The organism is Candidatus Methylomirabilota bacterium (assembly GCA_036001065.1).
Lineage (GTDB): Bacteria > Methylomirabilota > Methylomirabilia > Rokubacteriales > CSP1-6 > MNEF01.
Genome location: DASYUQ010000126.1, coordinates 43,298 through 66,915, shown reverse-complemented (window position 1 = coordinate 66,915; position 23,618 = coordinate 43,298). Strand labels below are relative to the sequence as shown.

Sequence of the window (23,618 nt, the reverse complement as noted above, 5' to 3'; positions counted from 1 at the left end):
CATCCTGAGAGGAGACGACGCATGAGCAACCAGCAGACGACACCCGAAGCACCGCGCCGCACGTTCCTCAAGGGCGCAGCGGCCGCCGGCGCGGCGACGCTCGCCTTCCCGATGGTCGCCAAGGCGCAGGGCCCGATCACGATGCGCTGGCAGAGCACCTGGCCGTCCAAGGACATCTTCCACGAGTACGCGCTCGACTTCGCCAAGAAGGTCAACGACATGACCGGCGGCGACCTCAAGATCGAGGTGTTGCCCGCCGGCGCGGTGGTGCCGGCCTTCGGCTTGCTCGACGCCGTGTCCAAGGGCACCCTCGACGGTGGCCACGGCGTGCTGGTGTACCACTACGGCAAGCAGACGGCCCTCGCGCTCTGGGGGTCCAGTCCCGCCTACGGCATGGACGCCAACATGCTGCTGGCCTGGCACAAGTACGGCGGCGGCAAGGAGCTGCTCAACAAGCTCTACGCCTCCATCGGCGCCAACGTCGTGTCCTTCCCGTACGGCCCGATGGCGACGCAGCCGCTCGGCTGGTTCAAGAAGCCGATCACCAAGCCCGACGACTTCAAGGGCCTCAAGTTCCGCACGGTCGGCATCTCGATCGACCTGTTCACCGGCCTGGGGGCGGCAGTGAACGCCCTGCCCGGCGGCGAGATCGTGCCGGCCATGGACCGGGGGTTGCTCGATGCCGCCGAGTTCAACAACGCGACCTCCGACCGCATCCTCGGCTTCGCCGACGTCTCCAAGGTCTACATGCTGCAGAGCTATCACCAGAACGCCGAGCAGTTCGAGATCACCTTCAACAAGACCAAGTTCGATGCGCTGCCGGCCAAGATCAAGGCGATCATCGAGAACGCGGTGGAGGCGGCCTCGGCCGACCTGTCGTGGAAGGCGATCGACCGCTACTCGAAGGACTACATCGAGCTGCAGACCAAGGACAAGGTCAAGGTCTACAAGACCCCGGCCTCCGTCCTCCAGAAGCAGCTCCAGATCTTCGACGAGGTGCTGGTGAAGAGGTCGGCCGACAACCCGATGTTCAAGGAGGTCGCCGCGTCGCAGAAGGCATTCGCGGCCCGCGCCGTGAAGTGGGATCTCGACACCAACGTCAGGCGTGAGATGGCCTACAACCACTACTTCGGCCGGCCGGCCCAGCCAGGGCCCAAGAAGAGCTAGTTCTCCGTGACGCCTTCGCGGCAGGCCAGCCATCCGGCCCGCGCCGGGTGGCTGGCTGGTTTTCTGCCTGCATGACCGCTCAGGCCCTGCTCCGAGCCGTCGACCAGGTCAGCTACTGGTCGGGCAAGGCCTTCGCGTGGCTGATCGTGGGCCTGACCTTCGTGGTATCCCTCGAAGTGTTCAAACGCTACATCCTCAACGCCCCCACGGCCTGGATCTTCGACTTCAACAACATGCTGTACGGCACGCTGTTCATGATGTGTGGCGCCTACACCCTCGCCGCGGCCGGGCACGTCCGCGCCGACTTCGTCTACATCTACCTGCGACCGCGCGCCCAGGCCGCGCTGGACCTGACGCTGTATCTGCTGTTCTTCATCCCCGGTATCCTGGGCCTGATCTACGCGGGCTACGACTACGCCGCCATCTCCTGGCGCATCGGCGAGCACTCGACGGTGACGGCCGAGGGGCCGCCCGTCTATCACTTCAAATCCGTGATCCCGATCGCCGGTGTGGTGGTCATGCTTCAGGGGCTCGGCGAGATCGTCCGCTGCATCGTGTGCCTGCGCACTGGAGCCTGGCCGCCGCGGCTCGAGGACGTCGAAGAGATCGACGTGATCGAGACCCAGCTCTCTCACAGCGAGTACGTGGACGAGGAGTCGCGCCGCGTGGCCGTCGAAGGGGCGCATGCGATCGACGAGGCCGCCCGCCACCGCAGCGCGGTGGAACACAAGAACCCATGAGCGACCCGTCGCTGGGCCTGACGATGCTGGGGCTCATCGTGCTGGCCATCATGATGGGCTTTCCGACCGCGTTCACGCTGATGGGCCTGGGTATGATCTTCGGCTACATCGCGTTCTGGACGCCCGGTGCGCACTGGTGGGACAACCGCGCTTTCGACCTCATCGTCCAGCGGACATACGGGGTGATGACCAACGACACGCTGCTGTCGGTCCCGCTATTCGTCTTCATGGGCTACATCATGGAGCGGGCGGCGCTGGTCGACCGGATGTTCCACAGCGTGCAGCTGGCCTTCCGCCGGGTGCCGGCGTCCTTGGCCGTGACCACGCTCATCGTGTCGGCGTTCTGGGGCATCGCTTCCGGGATCGTCGGCGCCGTGGTCGTGCTGATGGGCGTGATCGCGATGCGGCCGATGCTGAAAGCGGGCTACGACGTTCGCCTGGCCTCGGGGGTCATCACGGCCGGCGGGACGCTCGGCATCCTCATCCCGCCCTCGGTCATGCTCATCGTCTACGCGGCGGTGGCGGGGCAGTCGATCGTCAAGCTCTACGCGGCGGCGATGCTGCCGGGCTTCTTCCTCACGTTCCTGTACCTCGTCTATATCCTCGGCTGGGCCATCATCAATCCGAGGATCGCGCCCAGGCTGTCGCCCAACGAGTACCGCGTGGCGGTGCCGGAGTGGATGCAGCGGCTCGAGCGCGGCCGGTTCCGGTCCATCGTTCCCGGCCTCGTCGTGGCTGCGTTTCGACCCGCCCTCGTGCGCGGCGCCCGGATGCCCGACGGGCGCCCGGCCGGCTACGACCTGATCGTCAAGAACCTGCTCGCTCTCTCGGTGCCGTTGCTGCTGACGGTCGGCACCTTCGGCGCCACGTGGTGGTACGTCGTCATCTACAACGCGCCCACGGCTGCGGTGGCCACGCCGGCCGAGGGCGGCCCCCAGCCGCTGGGGGGGGGACCGGCCGTGGCCGAGCCTGAGACGCCGCAGGAGCTGGGCGTTGCCTCCACGGCCGAGCCGGCGGAAACGCCCAAGGCCGCCGCGGGGCCACCCGAGCAGCTGGGCCTGCCGATAGCCGAGCCGACCGGCGTGGCCGGCGTGGGCAGAATCCCCGGGCACTTCTATGCCTGGTTCTGGGGGTTGGCGACGGCCTCCGGCCTGCTCCTCCTCTACTACTTCTGGCGCATGGACGGCGAGCAGCTCGAGATCCTGAAGGAGCTGGTCGTGTCCGTCGTGCCGCTCGGCGTCCTCACGGTCGTCGTGCTGGCGGTCATCCTGTTCGGCATCACCACCGCCACCGAGTCCGCGGCGATCGGCGCCCTCGGTGCGCTGTATCTGGCGGTCATGGCGAAGTACGCGCGTCAGGTCTGGTGGTGGAGCCTGGTCGGGTTCATCATCGGGTTCACGCTCGGGTGGTGGCAGGGCGAGGACTGGGCCGCCCTCGTGGTCGCCGGCTCGATCGGAGGGACGCTCGCCGGCGCCGTCGTTCCGGGGCTTTGGAATCTCCGGACGTCGAAAGACCTGCGCGTGAACATGAAGCAGTCCGTTTTCCTGACCGCGAAGACGACGGCCATGGTGTGCTGGCTCTTCATCGGCTCGGCGCTGTTCTCGGCGGTGTTCGCGCTCCACGGCGGCCAGGGGCTGATCGAGCGCTGGGTGCTGAGCATGAACCTGTCGCCGCTGGGGTTCCAGGTCATAGCTCAGCTGATCATCTTCCTGCTCGGCTGGCCGCTGGAGTGGACGGAGATCATCGTCATCTTCTGCCCGATCTTCATCCCGCTGCTGACCCACTTCCAGGTGGACCCGGTCCTGTTCGGCATCATGGTGGCGGTCAACCTCCAGGCGGCGTTCCTGTCCCCGCCGGTGGCGATGTCGGCGTTCTATCTCAAGGGCGTGTCGCCCAAGCACGTCACACTGAACCAGATCTTCGCCGGCATGATGCCGTACATGATCATCGTCCTCATCTGCCTCGTGTTCATGTACATCTGGCCGGGCATGACGCTGTGGCTTCCTGAGTTCTTGTATGGCGCCTGAGCCCCGACATTACCGCCGACGGGCGGGGGACGACCGGAGAGGGTCCTCTGACCACGAGGCGCCGAGAACCGATCACCCGCGCGCCATTCCCATTCGCCCCCGCTGTTTCGCAGGATCACGCGGCAGGAACGGGTCATCCGGACTCTCTCCGATCGCCCCCCGCCGGCCGGCGGCGCGCGTGCCATGGATTTGACGAATCTCTATTGGGTGTCGGCGTCGGAGGCGGCGCGGCTGATCCGTGACGGTGTCATCAGCTCGGAGCAACTGGTCGAGGCGTGCCTGGCGCGGGTGGGCGAAATGGACGCGCGAGTCCAGGCCTGGGCGTTCCTCGATCCCGCTCACGCGCTCGGTCAGGCCCGGGCAGCCGACGACTGGCGCCGGGAGGGGCGGCCGACCGGGCCGCTGCACGGCGTGCCGGTGGGCATCAAGGACATCATCGACACCGCCGACATGCCCACCGAGAACGGCTCGGTGCTGTACGCCGGCCGTACGCCCTCCCGTGACGCCACCGTGGTGGCGATGCTGCGCGCGGCGGGAGCCGTGATCATGGGCAAGACGGTGACGACGGAGTTCGCCGTCCGCGCGCCGGGCAAGACGCGCAATCCACACAATCCCGAGCACACGCCGGGCGGCTCCTCCAGCGGCTCGGCGGCGGCGGTGGCCGCCGGCATGGTGCCGCTCGCCCTCGGTAGCCAGACCACCGGCTCGACCATCCGTCCGGCGTCGTTCTGTGGCGTCTACGGCTTCAAACCCACCCACGGCCTGATCCCGCGCCACGGCGTGTACATGCTCTCCCGCACGCTGGACCACGTCGGCCTGTTCGCGCGCACGGTCGAGGATCTCGCGCTGCTCGCGGAGCAGCTGGTGGGCTACGACGAGCGCGATCCGGACACGCGGCCGCGCGCGCGCATCCCCTTCGTGGAGGTGGCGACGCAGGAGCCGCCGCTGCCGCCGATGTTCGCGTTCGTGAAGACGCCGTACTGGGAGCGCGCGGACGAGGAGACGAAGGCGGCGTTCGCCGAGCTCATCGCGCACCTCGGCGACCGGGTGGAGGAGATCGAGCTGTTCCCGTCGGCGGCCGAAGCATGGGAGTGGCAGCGGACGATCATGGAAGCCGAGATGGCGGCGAATCTCGACCGGGAGTGGGAGAAGGGCCGCGACCGCCTCTCGGAGTCGCTGCGGGCCCAGCTCGAGCGTGGCCGACAGGTGCGCGCGCTCGACTACCAGCGGGCGGTCGCTCGCATCCGGCCCCTCCACCAGAGCTTCGTCGAGCTGTTCGAGCAGCGCTACGACGCGATCCTGACCCCGGCCGCTCTCGGGACCGCGCCCAAAGGTCTGGCCTCCACCGGCGATCCCGTGTTCTGCGCCCTGTGGACGCTGTGCGGAATGCCCGCGGTCGGTGTGCCGCTGATGCAGGGGGCGAACGGCTTGCCGCTCGGCGTTCAGCTCGTCGGACCGCGCCACGGCGATGGGCGTCTTCTGCGCACGGCCCGCTGGCTGGCAATGCAATGCCGATGAGCGTCGCCTGACTTCGTTCTCGATCGTCGCCGATCCTCACGCACAATCGCGTACGCTCCGGTCGGCTCCTTCCTCGGGCCTGGTCAGGCTCGCTCCTCGGCCTGGCCGGCCAAGCCGGCGTTCGGAGCGGCCGAGGCCCCCTCCGATGAGTTGGCGCGGTGCGTCTAGCCACGCTCGTGTCCGCGGCGTAGCCTTGGGGTCTCCCGGCGGGTATCTTCCTCAGGAGGACGATGCATGAGCGGTGACGTCAAGCGGATGTACATCAACGGCGAGTGGATCCTTGCCGAGGGCGGCGCGACGTTCGACATCGTCAACCCCGCCGACCAGTCCGTGGTGGCCACGGTCACCAACGGGGCCGCCCCCGAGATCCAGCGCGCGGTGGCGGCGGCCCACGCGGCCTTTCGCGAGTGGTCGTTGCTCGCGCCCAAGGACCGCGGGCGGGTCCTGCTCGGCATCCAGGAGCTGATGCAGGAGCGCCGGGACGAGCTGGCGCGTCTGGTCACGCTCGAGAACGGCAAGCCCTTCGAGGAGGCCAAGAAGGAGGTCCAGTTCTCGCTCGGCTACTTCGGCTGGTTCGCCGAGGAAGCGCGCCGCCTGACGGGGGAGTGGATCCCGTCGCCCCAGCCCGGCAAGCGGTACTGGGTGCTCCACCAGCCCATCGGGCCGGTGGCCGCGGTAACGCCGTGGAACTTCCCGGCCACCATGGTCACCCGCAAGATCGCCCCGGCCCTGGCCGCCGGCTGCACGGTGGTGCTCAAGCCGGCCTCGGCCACGCCGCTCACGGCGCTGGCCATCGCCAAGATCACCCAGGACGCCGGGCTGCCCGCCGGCGTGCTCAACGTGCTGACCACCAACCGCTCGCGCCTGGTCGGCAACGAGCTGCTCACCCACCCGCTGATCCGCAAGATCGGCTTCACCGGCTCGACGGACGTGGGCAAGGGGATCATGGAGCAGGCCGCCCGGCAGATCAAACGCCTCAGCTTCGAGCTGGGCGGCAATGCGCCGTTCATCGTGTTCGACGACGCCGATCTGGAGCCCGCGGTGGAGGGCGCCGTGGCGATGAAGTTCCTCCGCGTGGGCGGGCAGTCGTGCATCTGCGCCAACCGGATCTACGTCCAGCGCGGGATCGCCGACCGCTTCATCCCCGCGTTCGTCGACGCCGTGAAGCGGTTGAAGGTGGGCCCGGGCTTCGAGCCGGGCGCCCAGGTGGGGCCGCTGATCAACGAGGAGACGCGCGCCAAGGTCCACGCGCTGGTCGAGGACGCGGTCAAGCGGGGGGCGCGGCTCGTCTGCGGCGGGCACTACCTGACCGAGGGCGTGCACGCCAAGGGCTTCTTCTACGCTCCGGCCGTGCTGCTCGACGTCACCGACGACATGGCGATCGCCCAGGAGGAGATCTTCGGCCCGGCGGCGCCCATTCTCACGTTCGAGGCCGAGGACGAGGTGGTCCGCCGAGCGAATGCCACCCGCTTCGGGCTGGCGGCCTACTTCTACACGCGGGACCTGGCGCGCCTCATGCGGGTGGCCGAGCAGCTCGAGTACGGGCTTGTCGGCGCCAACGACGCGACGGGCTACACGCACGAGATCCCCTTCGGCGGCTTCAAGGAGTCGGGAATCGGGCGGGAAGGTGGACACGAGGGCATCGAGGAGTACACGGAGGTGAAATCGGTCGTCGTCAATCTGGGCTGAACTTCACACCAACGTCGAGAGGGGGAGCCGGTATGCCTCTCTATGAGTACTACTGTGAGAAGTGCAAGAAGGAAGTGACCGTGGCCATGTCCATGGGCGAGCACGACAAGGGGAGCGCGGCGTGTCCCCAGTGCGGCGGCAAAGAGATGCAACCGCTGGTGGGCACGTTCTTTGTGAAGACATCCCGAAAGTCTTGAGTGAGGTGACCATGAGGCTCGAAGGCAAGCGCATCGCGGTCCTGGCCGAGAACATGTACCAGGAGATGGAGCTGTGGGTGCCCTACTACCGCTTCAAGGAAGAGGGCGCCGAGGTCAAGGTGGTGGGCGCGGGCGGCGCCAAGTCCTACACCTCCAAACACGGCTACCCCGTCACCGTCGACGTCCAGGCCGACCAGGTGAAGGCGGTGGAGTTCGACGCGATCGTCGTCCCCGGTGGGTACGCCCCCGACATGATGCGTCGGCACCCGGCGATGGTGCAGCTCGTCCGCGACGCCGCCCAGCAGGGCAAGGTGGTCGCGGCCATCTGCCACGCCGGCTGGATGCTCGTCTCCGCCGGCATCCTGAAGGGGCGGAAGGCGACGTCGTTCTTCTCGATCAAGGACGACCTGATCGCTGCCGGCGCCGATTGGAAGGATGCCGAAGTCGTGGTCGATGGGAATCTGATCACGTCGCGGAAGCCCGACGATCTGCCGGCGTTCTGCCGGGCGATCATCCAGGCGCTGGCGAAGGCGTAAGCTGCTCGTCGGCGGCGGGCAGGTGGCGAGAGCGTCCTCGACCACGAGCTCGCCGCCGATGTACGCGGCGGCGCCGATGCACACCCCGCGTTCGGCGCAGTCCCGCTCGGCGCGAACGGGTCTCGGAGGCCCTCGCCACCCACCCGCCGCCGGCCACCACCGCGGATCTCGATTACCCACGCCGACTGCCCGCCGAAGGTCGCCGGATCGCTCCGGCAGCCTGCGCGACGGGGGCGATCCTGCGCGACGGCGACATCGTCGGCTAGTGCCGTTCCAACTTGTTGATACTAAATCTGTCCACGAACGACGTACACGGTGCCTTCCTAGGCGCGAATAGTTGGAACGGCACTAGCGCTTCGAAGGAGCGCTTCAGCCGGGTCAAGAACGACGCCGGCTATCCGCGCTCGGGCGGTTCCTCATCTCGAAGACGTAACCGATCAGCGCGGCTGCAGCACGCAGACGCGGCGCGGGCGGTAGGGGCAGGGTGTCGTGACCGGCTGCGCGCCCGCGCCCTCGAACGTGCACCCCTGCGGGCACCGCAGCAGCGGCGGGGAGCTGCGGAGAGGGTGGCGCGCGCCGCGCGGCCCGCGCGTCGTGCGGATCGGCCGCTCCGTCTGCGGCCGGGTCTCCGGCGGTGGGAACGTGGCACCGTCGCGCTCCTCCGCCCGGGAAAACTTCACAAACGCCGGAATCGACGCGACCACCACCAGGGCATCGAAGCCGATGAGGCCGATGCCGGCCAGGGAAATACTGAGCCGGGCATCGACGACGACGCCCTTGTCGAGCACTCGCTCGAGCACGTCGGCGTAACTCTTCGTCGTGAGCGACCTCTGGACGGCCATGCTCGTTCGGGGTGCAAGGACGGTGCCGATGAATCAGCACCAACGGCAAGGGTGGTGCCGCTGAAGTCAGTAGCCGCGCGCGCGATCGACGACGTGACGCAGCCGGCGGCCGGCGAGAAAGCGCGCGAGATTGTCGTTGAAGATCGGCGCGATCTCCTCCGGGGTGCTGGGGCCCGAGACGTGGGGCGTGATGACGACGTTGTCGAAGCCCCAGAGCGGATGCGTCGGCGGCAGCGGCTCGCTCCGGAAGACGTCGAGCACGGCGCCGCCGATGCGCCGGGCCTCCAGGGCGCGGGCGAGCGCGCTCTCGTCCACCACGGCCCCGCGCCCGATGTTGATGAGCCACGCCGTCGGACGCATCGCCGCCAGCTCGCGCTCGCCGATCAGGCCGCGCGTCTGGGGCGTGAGCGGCAGCACGACCACGACCCAGTCGGCCTCGGAGAGCGCGCGGGTCAGCGCGGCCGTTCGATACACCCGGTGCGCTTCCGGGACGGGGCGGCCGGAGCGGCTGACGCCGACGACGCGCATGCCGAGGGCGCGGGCCGCGCGGCCGATGACGCGGCCGATGTCGCCCAGGCCGACGATCGCCAGCGTGGTGCCGCCCAGACGGCGGGGCAGCACGTCGCCGATCCACCGGCGCTGGCGCTGGGCCTCCCGGTAGGTCGCCATGCGCTGGGTGACCCACGCGCACCAGCCGATGACGTACTCCGCCATCCAGGGGCCGAAGACGCCGGGCGCCCGGGTCACGGTGACGCGGGCGGGCAGCTCGGGCACGAGTGCCCACTCGATGCCCGCGCCCATGGCCTGGAGCCACCTGAGACGCCCCGCTTTGTCGTAGAGCCGTGGGGGGAACTGCCAGGCGTAGAGCACATCGGTCTCGGCGATGAACTTTGCGGCGGCATCGGGCGTGGCCACGACCTGGAGATTCATGCGGCCGCGCGCGCCCCGCACGAGCGCCGCGTAGCGCGCCGCCTCGTAAGGATGGTAGAGCAGCACGGTGGCCGTCGCCGCCGGCGTCATGTCACCCGCCGGAGCAGCGCGTCCTCGGCCGAGAAGTCGATGTCGCGGCGGTCGAGTCCCTCGCGCAGGTACCACTCGAAGGTCTGGGCCAGGCCGGAGGCCAGCGTGTAGCGCGGCCGGATCCCCAGCTCGGCCCGGACCTTGGTCGTGGTGTACACGGCGTGACAATCGTAGACGAGGTTCTGACCGAACGGCACCGGCGGCCCTCCGGGCGGCGCCGGGCAGGGGACGAGCGCCAGCGGGCGCTTGATCACATCGGCAGTCAGCTCGACGAAGCCGGCCTGGGTGACGATCTCCTCGCCGGTGACGTTGTAGGCCTGGCCGAAGGCCCGCCGGTCACCCAGCATCGCGGCCATCGCGTCGGCGAGATCCTCCACGTGCCCGAACTGGCGCAGCCAGCCGCCGGCGCCGGGGAGCAGGATCGGCCGTCCCCGCACCAGGCGGTCGAAGAAAAAGGTCTCGTTGTTGCGCGTGTTCATGGGGCCATAGACGTGGGTCGGCCTGACGATCGTGGCGGGCAGCCCGCGCTCGCGATGGCGGCGGAGGACGGCGTCCTCGCCGGCGATCTTGTTCCGGGCGTAGTCGCCCCAGTAGAGGTTGCGGGGCGTCGCCTCGTCGAAGGGAATGGGCAGTGCGTGGTCGTAGACGCGGCCGCTGGAGACGAACAGCACGTGGCCCACGCGGCCGTCGAGCGCGTCCAGCAGGGCATCCACGTCCGGGCCGGTCGTGGGCGCGTACGTGATGTCGACCAGCGCGTCGACCCGTTCCGTCGCCAGCACACTATGCAGGGCCCCGTGGTCCTTGCGGTCGCACTCCACGGTCCTGACTCCGGCGGGAACGCGCTCGGGATGGCGGCCGCGGTTGAGCAGCGCCACCTCGTGGCCGGCGCGGAGCAGTGCCCGCACGAGGTGGAAGCTGATGAACTCGGTGCCGCCGACGATCAGCACCTTCACCGGCTCGTCTCGCCGGTCAGCCGATGGCCACGGCCACGCACGTCGTCGTGCGGGTCACGCCGTCGATGATCCCGATGCCGTCGGTGACGAGCCGGCCGACGGCGTCGAGGCTGGGCCCCTCGACGATGGCGATGAAGTCGTAGGGGCCGGTGATGCCGTCGAGCTGGACCATGGTCGAAGGGCCGCCCTTGAGCTTGGCCAGCGCCTTCTTCACCGCCTTGGCTTTGCCCGCCGCCGTCTCGATGAGGACGTACGCCTTCACCCGCTTGCCTGCGGTCTTCATGGCCTCCCCCATTCAGCGCTCCGGAGTGGCGAGAAAGCGCGTCAGCGTCGAGTGGAACGCGGCCGGGCGCTCCACGAATCGCGTCGCTTCCAGATCCACCCGCGTTCCCCGGTCGTCGGCGTGATTGGCGGGGTCGAACCGGGCCGTGATGCGCGTCCGGACGGCGCCCACCCGCAGCGTCAGCGTCTCGCCCACGCTCTCGTCGCCGAGCCGCGCGACCACCACGAACAGCCCATCGTCGTTCGTTTCCGCCAGATACGAGAAGCCCGTCTTGTCCCGCACCACCTCGACGGTCCCGGCGCGCACGGGCTCGCCGTGGGCGTCCTGGACGTAGCCGAGGACGACGTAGCGGTAGTAGACCTCGTGCTCGGCGCCGACGGCGCCGGCGACGAGCAGCGTCAGCCCGGCCAGCAGCGGGAGGACGGGGCGCGGCACGCCGCCCAGTCTACAACAGCCGCTTCGCCAGATGACCCTTGAGCAGCGAGCGGTGGCAGCGCGATTCCTCCGGGCAGCGGCAGAGCAGCGTGACCGGCCCCTGGCGGGCCAGCCCCCGCAGCTCCGTGAGCTGCGCCCGGGCCTCGGGCCGCGCGAGGCCGGCGAGGTAGCAGCGGCGGTACTCCGCCCACCCGACCCGTCCGCCGAGGAACCCGCGCAGCAGCGGCGTGACTGGCCCCAGCTCCCTCAGCCAGAGATCGATGCGGTCCTTGCGGACCCCGCGCGGCCACAGACGCATGACGAGCACCCGCGTGCCGTCGTCGGGCCCGGTGAGGTCGTAGACGCGCTTGGTGCGGATGCGGGACGTCCGGGTCACCATGGCTCAGCGGACATGGCGCGGGCCGGGATGACCGTCCCAGGTCAGGCGCGGGCCGTCCACCGTGAAGCCGGCGTCGACGAGCGCGTCGAACGCCTCGCTGGCTCGCACGGGCCGCCCGGCCCAGGTCAGCACCTCGAGCCGCCGCACGGGGCGCTGGGGTAGCGGCCGCTCCGTCAGCGACTGGAGCGCGCGGATCGCGCCGGGCAGATCCACCGCCTCCCAGCCGGCGAGCGGAGTGAGGTCCCGGCCGTGGGCCTCGGTCAGCAGCACGGGACGGCCACCGCGCAGGACGAGCCAGGATTGCGGGATACGGGTGGCGGCCACGCGGGTGCCGTCGCCGCCCGTGAGGGCGAACACGCGGCCCCAGACGTTGGCGGGGTCGACCATGTTGACGAGCACGTGGGGCTCGGCGCGGCGGTAGGGCGCGTCGAGCCCCTGCAGGGCGTCGGCCAGCGCATACTGCTCGCCCGAGAGGCCCTCGACGAAGTAGCCGCGGACGACCTCGCCGCCGTACTCCATCCGGAGCAGCGTGTGGCGAAGCGCGCTCCAGTCCCCCTGGGCCAGCTCGCGCGCCACCACGCCATAGCGGGAGAGCAGTAGCTGGGCCCGCGCCTCCTGCCGCTCCTCGGGGGACAGCGGCTCCTCGTCGGCCAGCGCGCTCCAGCGACCGACGACGGGCAGCTGAGGCATGACCCCGCGCGCCTGGCCCCGGCGGCGACGGCGCCGCCCAAGGAGCCCGGCGCCGGGACCGCGCGGCGGCGTCGTGCCGGCGACGGTGGCGCTGAAGGAGTCGGGGGTGACGAGCCCCGCCCAGAACAGCTCCCAGAGGGCGGTCAGCGTGTCCGGCATGCCGAGCCCGGTGACCCGTACCAGGTCCTGAGCGAACGAGGCGCCGCGGAGCTGTAGATGCAGGAGCACGTTCTTGGTCCGGGTATCGAGCTCGGTCGCCGCGGCCGGGCGCTCGCGGAGCCAGCCGACGTTCTCGCGGAGGGCGACGCCGACGCGGCCGGCGCGGCGGGGATCGCTCCGGCTCTCGAACACGGTCCAGACGATCTCGCCCGAGAGCCCCAGGCGATCGAGCCACTCGCGCTCGTAGCCGTCCACGCGCGAGGGCAGCAGGGCCTGCTCCCAGACGCGGATGGCAAAGTCCTCGCCCTGCAGCAGCTCGAGGGCGGCCAGCACTCCCGGCGGCCCTGTCAGCCGGTGATCGGGATGGAGGTGATGGCGACGGAGCAGAAATGCGGAGAACTGCTCGGGCGAGGCGACGGGGCGAGGCACCCGGCGCGCGTGGACGTGGCGGCGCTGGATCTCCTCGAGCACCGCGATGTGCACGTACTGCGGAGCCGGGGCCTCCGCGAGGAATGACCCCTGGCGCACGACGCCTCGCGCGGTGAGGCGCTCGAGAACGCGGGCGACGTCGCTGGCGGCCACGCCGTAGCGCTCGGCGAGCCACGCGGGTGTGAGCGGCCCGCGGGTCCTCAGCACCCGCAGCGCCACCCGCTCGAGCCCCTCGTCGGTGCCGAGCGCCTCGTAGAGCGCCGCGTCCGTCGTGGGGATCCACGCCCCCCGACCGTCGCCCAGCGCCAGGGGGACGATGCGCCCTTCCTCCCGCAAGGCCGCGATCAGCCGGGCGGGCTCGCCGCTCGTGCGCGCGCCGATCTCCTGCTCGGTGAGATCGCCGAGGTCGTCGAGGATGGCCGCCAGCTCGTTGGCGTCCCGGGCCCGGCGCTCGGGCGCCGTCCGGCCGAGCTCGGCTTCCACCGCCGCGACGATCTCGGGCCTGAGCGGGCCGGGCGCGACGCTCCAGACCTTGCGCATCGTCACCGCGTCGCTCCGGCGCTCCTCGGCGTGACCGGCGTCCAGATACGCCCAGTCCCAGGCCAGCAGGAGCGGATAGACGAAGGGCGAGGGCAGGGGCGTGTCGACGTGACGCGTCCACAGCGCGCCGTCGTGCAGGCGCTCGAGAAGCCGCTTGAGACGGGGCACGTCCAGCGCCTCGTTGAAGCACTCGCGCAGGGTCTCGGCCACGACCGGGAATTCCGCCTGCCCGCCCACCGCCTCCAGCAGCGCGTCGGCCTTGAGCCGGAGGAGGTAGGCCGGCGCGCGCCGGCCCTTCAGCATCCGCGGGATGAACAGCGCGCGCACCGCCGCGTGGCGGAAGCGCGTGCCGAAGAGGGGCGAGCCGATCAGCGCCTGACCCAGGAGGCTGTCGACCTCTTCCGGCCTCACCAGGGCCAGGAGGCGGTCGAACGACGGCGGCGCCTGACCCGGCGCGAAGGACAGTAGAATTCCGTCGTCCACGTGGCTGGCCTCGGCCTTCAGGCCGAAGCGGCGCTGGAGCTTCTCCCGGAGCGCCATGCCCCAGGCGCCGTTCACGCGCATGCCAAAGACAGCGTGGATCATGGCGTGCCGCCCGCCCATCTCGTCCGAGAATGATTCCACGACGATGCCGCGGTCGTCGGGCACGCCGTCGAGCACCTCGCCGGCCTTGACGATCCACGCCCGCAGCGCGGCCGCCGCCCGCGCGTCGAGGCCGCACTCGGCCGCGGCCCACTGGGCAAAATCGGGAGCATCCAGCCGCTCGGCGCAATCGCGGCGGAGGCGGCCCACGGCCAGCCCGAGCTCGTACGAGCGGGAGGGATGCTCGCCCTTCCAGAAGGGAATGGTCGGCGACATCCCCTGGGCGTCCTCGACCAGGACGCGCTCCGCGCGGACCTTGACGAGCCGCCAGGCGTGGGAGCCCAGCAGGAACACGTCGCCGGGGAGGCTCTCGGTCACGAACTCTTCGTCCAGCGTGCCGACCTTCAGATCGGTGTCGGCGACGTAGACGTCGTAGAGCCCGTTGTCGGGAATGGTGCCGCCCGAGGTCAGGGCCAAGAACCGGCTGCCCCGGCGCGCGTGGAGGCGGTCGTTGACGCGGTCCCAGAGGATCCGCGGCGCCACGCCCCTGACCTCCGCCGGCAGCGGCTCGGCCAGCGCCTGGACGACGCTCAGGAAGTCCTCGCGCGAGAGCGCCCGATAGGGCGCGGCGTTCCGGAAGCGCGCGTAGAGCGCGTCCACCGGGAGCGACTCGGCGGCGACGGCGGCCACGATCTGCTGAGCCAGGACGTCGAGGGGCGCCTCGGGCATGGCGATGCGGTCCAGGGTCCGCTCGCGGATCGATCGCACCACCGCCGCCGCCTCCACCAGCTCCTCGCCCTTGGTGACGACGATGCGGCCCTTGGAGATGCGCGTGAGGAGGTGCCCCGCGCGCCCGACGCGCTGGAGCGCCGCGGCCACGTTGCGGGGCGACTGCAGCTGGACCACCAGGTCGATGGCGCCGACGTCGATGCCCAGCTCCAGCGAAGAGGTGGCGACCAGCGCCCTCAGCTCGCCGTTCTTCAAACGGGTCTCGGCCTCCAGTCGCGCCCGGCGCGACAGCGAGCCGTGGTGCGCGGCGACGCGGCCGTCGGTGATGCGGTCGTTGAGATCGCGGGCCAGTCGTTCCGCCGATCTCCGGCTCTGAGCGAAGACCAGCGTGGTGCGGTGGGCCTGGACGAGCTCGGCGATCTCCTGGAGGGTCGCGTCCCAGACGGTGTCGCTGGGCGCCGTCAGGAAGTCGTCGACGGCCGCGACCACCTGGAGATCGAGCTCGCGCGCGAACCCGACGTCCACCACCACCGGGTCGCGGGCGGTGGCGCCGCCCAGGAAGGCGAGCGCCTCCTCGACGGAGCCGACGGTGGCCGAGCAGCCGATGCGCTGCGGTCGGCCGCCGGGCTCGCCCGCCTCCGCGAGCGCCTGCAGCCGCTCCAGCGAGAGTGCGAGGTGGACGCCGCGCTTGGTGCCCATCAGCGCGTGCACCTCGTCGACGATGACGAAGCGGGCACCGGCCAGCGCCGGCCGGAACCGCTCCGCCGTCAATAGAATGTAGAGCGACTCGGGCGTGGTGATGAGGATGTGGGGCGGCCGCCGCGTCATCGCCTGACGCTGCGCCGCCAACGTATCCGAGGTGCGCACGGCCACCCGCACCTCGGGCGGCCCGAGGCCGTCCGCGGCCGCGGCGGCCCGGATGCCGGCCAGCGGCTCGCGGAGGTTCTTCTCGATGTCGTTGTTGAGCGCGCGGAGGGGGGAGATGTAGACGACGTAGACGCGGTCCTCGAGCCGTCGCTCGAGGGCCAGACGGTGGAGGTGGTCGAGCGCCCACAGGAACGCGGCCAGGGTCTTGCCGGAGCCGGTAGGGGCGACGATCAGGGTGTCGCGCCCGGAGGCGATCGCCTCCCAGCCGAGGGACTGGGGCCGCGTGGGCTGGCCAAACGTGTCCTCGAACCAGCGCCGGACGAAGGGGAGGAAGTCGGGCATCACCGGCCATTATCCCAATCGGCGATAATGCGTGCCATGCTTCACCGCGCCGCGACGATCGCCGTCTCCCTGGCCGGCCTGCCCTTCATCCTGCCCCACGTCGTGGAGGACTTCGGGGAGGGGATCGGCCCCCGAGTGGGGCTGTCCACGCCGGCCGTCGCGTTTCTCCTGGGTGGATTTCTGGCGCTCCAGTGGCTGGGGCTCGTCCTGGTGGGCCAGGACCGGCGGGCCGGCTGGATCATCACCATCGGAGTCGGGATCATCTGGACGGCGGGCGCTGTCTTCGACCACGGCCGCGAGATCGCGGCCGGCGACTTCAGAAGCGGCGCCGTCTCGCGCCTCTGGGTGGTCGGCCTCGTCGTCAGCCAGACGGTGACGGCGACGCTGGCCTGGCGGGGTTGGCGACGGGGAAGACGGCCCTGAAGCCCGTGGCGGACGTCATCATCGTGGGCGGCGGGCCCGCCGGCTCGACGGCGGCCATCGCGCTGGCCCGCCGCGGCGCGCGCGCGCTGCTCCTCGACAAGAAGCGATTCCCCCGCGACAAGCCCTGCGGCGGCGGCATCCGGTACGGTGTCCTCCGCCGCTTCCCGGAGCTGGCCGACTATCTCCACCGCACCGTCGCGCTCCACGAGATCCGCCGCGTGCGCATGGAGTCGCCGGCGGGCGCCGCGGTGGTGGCCGAGCTGGAGGCGCCTCTCTATCTGACCTTCCGCCGGCTCGAGTTCGACGCGGCGCTGCTCGACCTGGCGCGCGCGCTGGGCGTCGAAGTGGTCGAGGGGGCGCGGGTTGTCGAGATCGAGCGCGGCGCCGACGATGTGGCCGTGCGCTCGATCGACGGCCGCGCCTTCACGGCCCGGGTCGTGATCGGCGCCGACGGCGTCAACAGCGTGGTCGCCCGGCAGGCGGGGCTGAGTGACGGCTTCGCCGACGACGCGCTGGCGATCGACACCATGGAGGAGACCGAGCTGGCGGAGCTGGCGGTCGCCGATCCGGAGGCGATATACGTCGCCTACGGCTACAAGGGCTACCCGGGCTACGGCTACGTGTTCCCCAAGCACCGCCACGTCGATGCGGGTGTCGGCTTCCTCCTGTCGTTCTTCAAGACGCGGCTCGAGGGCGCGCCCTACGACCACCACCGCCGCTTCCTCGACGAGGCGAGGGCCAAGGGCGTCGTCCGCGGGCGCTCGAACCGCAGGAACTTCAAGGCCTATCGGCTGCCGCTGGCGGGCCCGATCGCCCGCACGTTCGCCGACCGGGTGATCGTCTGCGGCGACGCGGGCGGCTTCGTCAACGGCTACACGGGCGAGGGGATCTACTACGCGATGGTCACCGGGCAGCACGCGGGGCAGACGGCGGCTCTCGCCCTGGAGGCGCGCGACTGCACAGCGGCGACACTATGCCAGTACGAAGCGCGCTGGCGGCGGGAGATCGGCGAGGAGCTGGCCGACTCGGTCCGCGTCCAGCGGAGACTCTTCTCCAACCCCGGCCTGGCCGACTCCATCGTCCGGGCCGCCGCCAGTGACGCCAGGCTCTGCCGCCTCTTCGCGCGCGTCGCGCTGGGGGAGGAGGCGCTGCGCCGCCGGAAGTTCGAAATGGCCTGGCGGTTCTTCCGGGCGGCGCTGCGCCGGCGGCTCAGTCGCTACTTGTCCTTGATCGCGGCCTGAACCTTCTTGGCCATGTCGGGCGGGATCGTGGCCATCCCGTGGGCCTTCTTGGCGTGCTCGGCGCCCTTGGCCATCACCTCGGCGACATCCTTGCCCTCGATCACGGCGTTGCAGCCGGGCATCAGATCCCCGCACCTGAGAACCTTCGGCATGATCTCCTCCTCACGCGCCGGGACGGCGTTGCGCTCCCGTCATGTATACCACGAGCGCTTGACAGCCGTCCGGGCGCGCGCCTAGACTCCGCCGCAATTCGACGCGAGCACCGGGCGACGTCGACCGACCAGGGAAGGAGAAGGGCCATGGCCAAGACGACGACACGGCGTCAATTTCTGATCGGTACGGCCAGCGCGGCGGGCGCCGCGCTGCTCGGCCGCGCTCCCGCCGCCCTGGGCCAGCAGGTGCGCGAGCTCCAGGTCTGGCACACCGAGGTCGAGCCCCAGACCGTCAAGACCATCCAGGACACCAGCATCGCCGAGTTCGAGCGGAAGTTCCCCGGCTTCAAGGTCAAGCAGCAGGCGCTGGGTTGGGGCGACCTCAACACCAAGCTGCTGGCCGCGCTGGCGGCGGGCAGCCCCCCGGATCTCACCCACCTCAATCCGTTCATGACCGCGTCGCTCTGGAAGAAGGGGCTGCTCCGTCCGATGGACGAGCTGATCCGGGCGCTGGGCGAGAAGGACATCCACGAGGCGACGCTCAAGCTGCAGCTCTTCGACGGCAAGTACTACGGGGTCACTCACGCCATGGGCGCGACCTACATCGCCGAGCGGCGGGACCTGCGCGAGCAGAAGGGCCTCAAGCCCCCCGAGACCCACGCCGACTTCCTCAAGCTCACGGCGGCGCTGACCGACGACGGCAAGCGCTACGGGCTGCAGATGCCCGGCGAAAAGCTCTACATCGGCTTCGTCCATCCCGCCGAGTGGCTGGCCTCCAACGGCGGGAGCTGGGTCGATGCCAAGACCTGGCGACCCCAGCTCAACGGCCGGGCGATGGTGTCGACGCTGGAATACCTCCAGAAGCTGAACAAGTACATGCCGGCGGGCTGGTCCGGGCAGAAGTACCTCGACACGCTGGCGGCGCTCTCGACCGGCAAGGTCGCCATGGTGTACCTGTCCGGCGCGCGGACGATCGGCTACATCGAGCGCTACGCGCCGGAGGGCATGCGCGACCCCGAGCACTTCCAACCCATGTTCAAGCCGCGCGGCCCATCCGGCCCGAAGGGCATCTCGGCCCTCGACGGCGAGAACTGGGCGGTGTTCACGCAGTCGAAGTACCCTAATGAAGCGTTCGAGTTCCTCCGGATGTTCTACAAGCGCGAGCACTACCTGAAGTACTGCCACACGGTGCCCATCCACCTCACGCCGATCTTCAAGTCGATGCTCAACGATCCCGAGTACCTCGCGCATCCGCGCATCCAGAAGTGGCGCACCTGGCACGACTTCATGGTGACGGGGCTCAGCCAGGGGCGCTTCCTGCCTATCGGGTTCAGCCGTCCCGACGACAACCTGCTGCCGTTCCTGGCCGAGCTGGACGGTTCGGGCATCGTGGCCGACCTCATCGTGGAGGTGATGGTGGGCGAGAAGAACCCGAAGGCCGAGGCGGACCGCGCCCAGAAGCGCGCCGAAGAGCTGCTGGCGCAGCTCGGGTTCAAGCGCTGGTCGTGACGGGGCGGTGAGCGCGGGGACGGGCCTTCGCTCGCTCCGGGCCCCTTCCCGCGCTCACCGCTTCGCACGCGCATCCTCTCGGCGGCGGCGGGGGCCGGTCATCGGCTGGCTGCTGCTCGCCCCGTCCCTGCTCCTCATCGGGGGGCTGGTCCTCTACCCGATCCTCTACAACTGCTGGCTGAGCCTCTTCGACAAGCACGCGTTCCTCCCCGCCCAGGCCTTCGTGGGGCTGCAGCACTACCGGTACTTCGCCACCGACGAAGAGTTCTGGAGCAGCGTCCACTACGGCGTCGTCTACGCCGGGGCCACGATGGTGCTGCAGCTCGGTCTGGGGATCATGGCGGCGCTGCTCCTCAACGAGGCCTTCCGGGGACGCAACCTGCTGCGGGGCGTCGTCCTCTTCCCGTACATGATCCCCACGATCGTGGCCGTCATTCTCTGGAAGTGGCTCCTGAACGACTCGTACGGGCTGGTGAATCATCTGCTGGTAGCCTCCGGGCTGGTGAGGACGCCGGTGGCCTGGCTCGGCAAGGACTACATCATGTGGTCCCTGATCCTGACCAGCGTCTGGCAGTTCTTCCCCTTCGTGGTGGTGACGTATCTGGCCCGGCTGCAGACGATCCCGCCCGAGCTCTACGAGGCGGCCAAGGTGGACGGCGCCGGCGCCTGGCGGCGCTTCGTCCACGTCACGCTGCCCCAGACGCGCAACGTCCTCTTCGTCATCGTGCTGCTGCGCAGCATCTGGATGTTCACCAAGTTCGACACGGTGTGGCTCATGGCCGGCGAGGGCGGCGTGAGCCGCTACGTCCGGACGCTGCCGATCTACGCCTACGCGCGGACGTTCACCTACCTGCAGGCCGGCATGGGCGCCGCGCTGGCCGTCATCATGTTCGCGCTCCTGCTGGGCGCCACCGCCGTCTACTTCCGCCTGTTCCGGGACGAGGAGGTGGTGGCGTGAGACTGGGCAGGGGCACGGTGACCCGGACCGCGACGCTCTACGCGGGGGCGGCGGGCCTGCTCCTGATCGGCGCCTTCCCCTTCTTCTGGATGCTCTCCACCTCGCTCAAGCCGCCCGGGGAGATCTTCGCCACGCCCACGCTGGTGCCCCACCGCGCCACGCTCGACAACTTCGTCCAGCTCTTCCGGGAGACGAACTTCGCCGTGTACTTCTGGAACAGCATCCTCGTCTCCTTCACCACGGTGGTGCTGACCCTGGTGGTGTCGGCGCTCGGGGCCTACAGCCTCACCCGCTTCAGGTTCCGGGGGCGGGAGACGGTGGCCGGCCTGATCTTGATGACCTATATGTTCGCCCCCATCATGATCATCATTCCCTTTTACATTCTGGTCCGGCAGCTGGGCATCGTGAACACGCACCTGGCCCTGGTGCTGTCCTACACGACCTTCTGCCTGCCGTTCTGCCTGTGGCTCCTGCGCGCGTTCTTCCTGAGCGTGCCGCTGGAGCTGGAGGAGGCGGCGCTGGTGGACGGCGCCGGGCGTCCGCGGGCGGTGTGGCACGTGGTGCTCCCGCTGAGCCTGCCCGGCCTCATCGCCGCCGGCATCTTCACGTTCATCCTGGCCTGGAACGACTTTCTGTTCGCCCTCGTGCTCATCACCTCGGACGAGCTCAAGACGCTGCCCGTCGGCGTCAACGACCTGTTCAACGCCACGATCGTGGACTGGGGCATGATCATGGCGGCCGGGGTGATGATCACGGTGCCGACCATCGGCTTCTTCGCCGGCGTGCAGCGCTATCTGATCCAGGGCTGGGGCGCCGGCGGAGTGAAGGGGTAGCCCATGCCTCCCCCAGGAAGGATTGCGCAGGCGAAGCCTGCGCCCGAACGGCGAGCCGTGGTCGCAGCGAGCTCGCGCCATCCAGACAGGCGGGGAGCGCGGTGTAGAATCGCCGTGTGAAGATCGTCAGCATCGGCGGCGGGCCGGCCGGGCTCTACTTCGGGATTTTAATGAAGAAGGCCGACCCGTCGCACGACATCACCGTCCTCGAGCGCAACCGGCCCGACGACACCTTCGGCTTCGGCGTGGTCTTCTCCGACGCCACCCTCGAGAACTTCGCCGAGGCCGACCGCGAGAGCTACGAGGAGATCACCCGCGCCTTCGCCCACTGGGACGACATCGATATCCATTACCAGGGCCAGGTGCTGACCTCCACCGGGCACGGGTTCTCCGGGCTCAGCCGCCAGCGCCTGCTCGATATCCTGCACCGGCGCTGCCGCCAGCTCGGCGTGACGCTCGAGTTCCAGCAAGAGGTGAGCGACGTGGCGCCGTTCGCGGACGCCGACCTCATCCTGGCCGCCGACGGCGTCAACAGCGCCGTCCGCGCGCGCTACGCCCAGCACTTCCGTCCGCGGATCGACGCGCGCCCGAACCGGTTCGTCTGGCTCGGCACGACGTTCCCGTTCCCGGCCTTCACCTTCCTCTTCAAGGAGAGCGAACACGGCCTCTGGCGCGTGCACGCCTATCGCTACGACGCCCGCCACTCGACCTTCATCCTGGAAGCGACGGAGGGGACCTGGAGGCGGGCCGGGCTCCCGGGCGCCAGCGAGGACGACACGCTGGCCTTCACCGAGCGGCTCTTCGCCCGCGAGCTCGACGGCCACCGGATGCTGAAGAACCGCTCCCTCTGGCGCGGCTTCCCGACGGTCGGCAACGAGCGGTGGCACTGGCGGAACCTCGTCCTCATCGGCGACGCCGCCCACACCGCGCACTTCTCCATCGGGTCGGGCACCAAGCTGGCCATGGAGGACGCCATCGCGCTGAGCCGGGCCCTCCAGCAGTACCGCAACGTCCCCAGCGCCCTGGCGGCCTACGAGGACGAGCGGCGCCCGCTGGTGGAGAGCGCGCAGCGGGCGGCCCTGGTGAGCCTCGAGTGGTTCGAGCAGACCGAGCGCTACTACGGCCGGCTCGAGCCGCTGCAGTTCGCCGTCAGCCTGCTCACGCGCAGCCTGCGCGTCACCCACGAGAACCTCAGAGTCCGCGACCCCAAGTTCGTGGAGACGGTCGACCGCTGGTTCGCGGCCAAGGCGGCCGACCAGAGCGGCCTCCGCGTCGCCGCCCAACCGGCTCCGCCGCCGATGTTCACGCCGTTCCGGCTGCGCGACCTCGTGCTCGCCAACCGTGTCGTCGTCTCGCCGATGTGCCAGTACTCGGCCGAGGATGGCGCCCCCGGCGACTGGCACCTCGTCAATCTGGGCTCGCGCGCGGTGGGGGGGGCGGCGCTGGTGGTGGCGGAGATGACCGACGTGAGCCGCGAGGGCCGGATCAGTCCGGGCTGCACGGGCATGTACAAGCCCGAGCACGTGGCCGCCTGGCAGCGCATCGTGGACTTCGTCCACCGGCACACGCCGGCCAGGATCGCGCTCCAGCTCGCCCACGCCGGCCGTAAGGGCTCGACGCGACGGCTCTGGGAGGGGATCGACGAGCCGCTGCCCGACGGCAACTGGCCGCTGATCTCCGCGTCACCGATCCCCTACCTGCCCCAGAGCCAGGTGCCGAAGGAGATGGACCGCAGCGACATGGATCGGGTACGCGAGCAGTTCGTCCAGGCCGCCCGCATGGCCGAGGAGGCGGGCTTCGACTTGCTCGAGCTGCACATGGCCCACGGCTACCTGCTCTCGAGCTTCATCTCGCCGCTCACGAACATCCGACGGGACCAGTACGGCGGACCGCTCGCCCACCGGATGCGCTACCCCCTCGAGGTGTTCGCCGCCGTGCGCGCCGCCTGGCCGCGAAGCAAGCCGATGTCGGTGAAGATCTCGGCCACCGACTGGGCCCCGGGCGGGCTCAGCGCGGAGGAGGCGGTGGAGGTGGCGCTCATGCTCAAGGAACACGGCTGCGACCTCATCACCGTGTCGACGGGGCAGACCGTGCCCCACGCCCAGCCCGTCCACGGCCGTCTCTACCAGACGCCCTTCAGCGATCGCATCCGTCACGAGGCGGGAATCCCCACGGCCACCGTGGGGAACATCTCGTCGCACGCCGACGTCAACTCCATCCTGGCCGCCGGCCGCGCCGACCTCTGCGTCCTGGCGCGCGCCCACCTCTACGATCCCTACTGGACGCGTCACGCTGCCTGGGAGCAGGGCTACGACCTGCCGTGGCCGAGCCAGTACGTGTCGGTCAAGGACTTCACGCCGCGGCTGCGGTGAGGTGGC

General features: G+C 70.1%; 20 protein-coding genes. 12 read left to right on the top strand and 8 right to left on the bottom strand.

Annotated features, from left to right (window positions below; genetic code table 11):
• Positions 1–21: 21 nt before the first annotated feature.
• From VGV13_12370 to VGV13_12345, 6 genes are all read left to right on the top strand, one after another.
• Complete coding sequence (locus VGV13_12370) at positions 22–1,167, top strand: C4-dicarboxylate ABC transporter (GenBank protein HEV8641887.1); 1,146 nt, start codon at positions 22–24, stop codon at positions 1,165–1,167.
• Positions 1,168–1,238: 71 nt separating this feature from the next.
• Entirely contained in the window at positions 1,239–1,907 is a 669-nt protein-coding gene (locus tag VGV13_12365) for a TRAP transporter small permease subunit (GenBank protein ID HEV8641886.1), read from the top strand.
• Positions 1,904–3,934 carry a TRAP transporter large permease subunit gene (locus VGV13_12360; protein HEV8641885.1) on the top strand — a complete coding sequence of 677 codons (2,031 nt, stop codon included), beginning with the start codon at positions 1,904–1,906 and terminating at the stop codon, positions 3,932–3,934. The genes VGV13_12365 and VGV13_12360 overlap by 4 nt, the downstream gene beginning before the upstream one ends.
• Positions 3,935–4,117: 183 nt before the next feature.
• Positions 4,118–5,452, top strand: coding sequence for an amidase (locus VGV13_12355; protein HEV8641884.1), 1,335 nt, complete (start codon positions 4,118–4,120; stop codon positions 5,450–5,452).
• 234 nt (positions 5,453–5,686) lie between these two features.
• The gene (locus VGV13_12350) at positions 5,687–7,141 is read left to right on the top strand and encodes an NAD-dependent succinate-semialdehyde dehydrogenase (GenBank protein ID HEV8641883.1); all 1,455 of its coding nucleotides are present in this window, start codon (positions 5,687–5,689) and stop codon (positions 7,139–7,141) included.
• A gap of 208 nt (positions 7,142–7,349) precedes the next feature.
• Complete coding sequence (locus VGV13_12345) at positions 7,350–7,874, top strand: type 1 glutamine amidotransferase domain-containing protein (protein ID HEV8641882.1); 525 nt, start codon at positions 7,350–7,352, stop codon at positions 7,872–7,874.
• 437 nt (positions 7,875–8,311) lie between these two features.
• Here the strand turns inward: VGV13_12345 and gvpJ are convergent, their stop codons facing one another.
• The 7 genes from gvpJ to VGV13_12310 form a co-directional block, all read right to left on the bottom strand.
• Complete coding sequence (gene gvpJ, locus VGV13_12340; GenBank protein HEV8641881.1) at positions 8,312–8,716, bottom strand: gas vesicle protein GvpJ; 405 nt, start codon at positions 8,714–8,716, stop codon at positions 8,312–8,314.
• A gap of 66 nt (positions 8,717–8,782) precedes the next feature.
• The gene (locus tag VGV13_12335) at positions 8,783–9,736 is read right to left on the bottom strand and encodes a D-2-hydroxyacid dehydrogenase (GenBank protein HEV8641880.1); all 954 of its coding nucleotides are present in this window, start codon (positions 9,734–9,736) and stop codon (positions 8,783–8,785) included.
• Entirely contained in the window at positions 9,733–10,689 is a 957-nt protein-coding gene (locus VGV13_12330; GenBank protein ID HEV8641879.1) for an NAD-dependent epimerase/dehydratase family protein, read from the bottom strand. Before VGV13_12330 ends, VGV13_12335 begins: the two co-directional genes overlap by 4 nt.
• A 16-nt stretch (positions 10,690–10,705) precedes the next feature.
• Entirely contained in the window at positions 10,706–10,972 is a 267-nt protein-coding gene (locus VGV13_12325; protein ID HEV8641878.1) for an Lrp/AsnC ligand binding domain-containing protein, read from the bottom strand.
• 12 nt (positions 10,973–10,984) lie between these two features.
• Positions 10,985–11,407, bottom strand: a complete 423-nt coding sequence (locus VGV13_12320) for a hypothetical protein (protein HEV8641877.1) — start codon at positions 11,405–11,407, stop codon at positions 10,985–10,987.
• A 10-nt stretch (positions 11,408–11,417) separates the two neighbouring features.
• Positions 11,418–11,786: a DUF488 family protein gene (locus tag VGV13_12315; GenBank protein ID HEV8641876.1), complete on the bottom strand. Its 369-nt coding sequence runs from the start codon at positions 11,784–11,786 to the stop codon at positions 11,418–11,420.
• Positions 11,787–11,789: 3 nt separating this feature from the next.
• Positions 11,790–16,124, bottom strand: coding sequence for a DEAD/DEAH box helicase (locus VGV13_12310; GenBank protein ID HEV8641875.1), 4,335 nt, complete (start codon positions 16,122–16,124; stop codon positions 11,790–11,792).
• Positions 16,125–16,160: 36 nt separating this feature from the next.
• On the opposite strand from VGV13_12310, the gene VGV13_12305 reads away from it, so the two are divergent.
• Together VGV13_12305 and VGV13_12300 are read left to right on the top strand one after the other, a co-directional pair.
• On the top strand, positions 16,161–16,547 hold the full coding sequence (locus VGV13_12305) for a hypothetical protein (protein ID HEV8641874.1): 387 nt from the start codon (positions 16,161–16,163) through the stop codon (positions 16,545–16,547).
• A 5-nt stretch (positions 16,548–16,552) separates the two neighbouring features.
• Positions 16,553–17,788: an NAD(P)/FAD-dependent oxidoreductase gene (locus VGV13_12300; GenBank protein HEV8641873.1), complete on the top strand. Its 1,236-nt coding sequence runs from the start codon at positions 16,553–16,555 to the stop codon at positions 17,786–17,788.
• On the opposite strand, the gene VGV13_12295 is transcribed toward VGV13_12300, so the two are convergent.
• Positions 17,764–17,940, bottom strand: coding sequence for a DUF1059 domain-containing protein (locus VGV13_12295; GenBank protein HEV8641872.1), 177 nt, complete (start codon positions 17,938–17,940; stop codon positions 17,764–17,766). The two genes, VGV13_12300 and VGV13_12295, sit on opposite strands and share 25 nt — an antisense overlap.
• Before the next feature lie 147 nt (positions 17,941–18,087).
• Here VGV13_12295 and VGV13_12290 point away from each other — a divergent pair, with 147 nt between their 5' ends.
• The 4 genes from VGV13_12290 to VGV13_12275 all read left to right on the top strand — a co-directional run bounded on the left by VGV13_12290 (position 18,088) and on the right by VGV13_12275 (position 23,612).
• Positions 18,088–19,449, top strand: coding sequence for an extracellular solute-binding protein (locus VGV13_12290; GenBank protein HEV8641871.1), 1,362 nt, complete (start codon positions 18,088–18,090; stop codon positions 19,447–19,449).
• A gap of 7 nt (positions 19,450–19,456) precedes the next feature.
• Positions 19,457–20,407 carry a sugar ABC transporter permease gene (locus VGV13_12285; GenBank protein ID HEV8641870.1) on the top strand — a complete coding sequence of 317 codons (951 nt, stop codon included), beginning with the start codon at positions 19,457–19,459 and terminating at the stop codon, positions 20,405–20,407.
• The gene (locus tag VGV13_12280) at positions 20,404–21,240 is read left to right on the top strand and encodes a carbohydrate ABC transporter permease (protein HEV8641869.1); all 837 of its coding nucleotides are present in this window, start codon (positions 20,404–20,406) and stop codon (positions 21,238–21,240) included. Before VGV13_12285 ends, VGV13_12280 begins: the two co-directional genes overlap by 4 nt.
• 116 nt (positions 21,241–21,356) lie before the next feature.
• The gene (locus tag VGV13_12275; protein ID HEV8641868.1) at positions 21,357–23,612 is read left to right on the top strand and encodes a bifunctional salicylyl-CoA 5-hydroxylase/oxidoreductase; all 2,256 of its coding nucleotides are present in this window, start codon (positions 21,357–21,359) and stop codon (positions 23,610–23,612) included.
• Positions 23,613–23,618 lie beyond the last annotated feature (6 nt).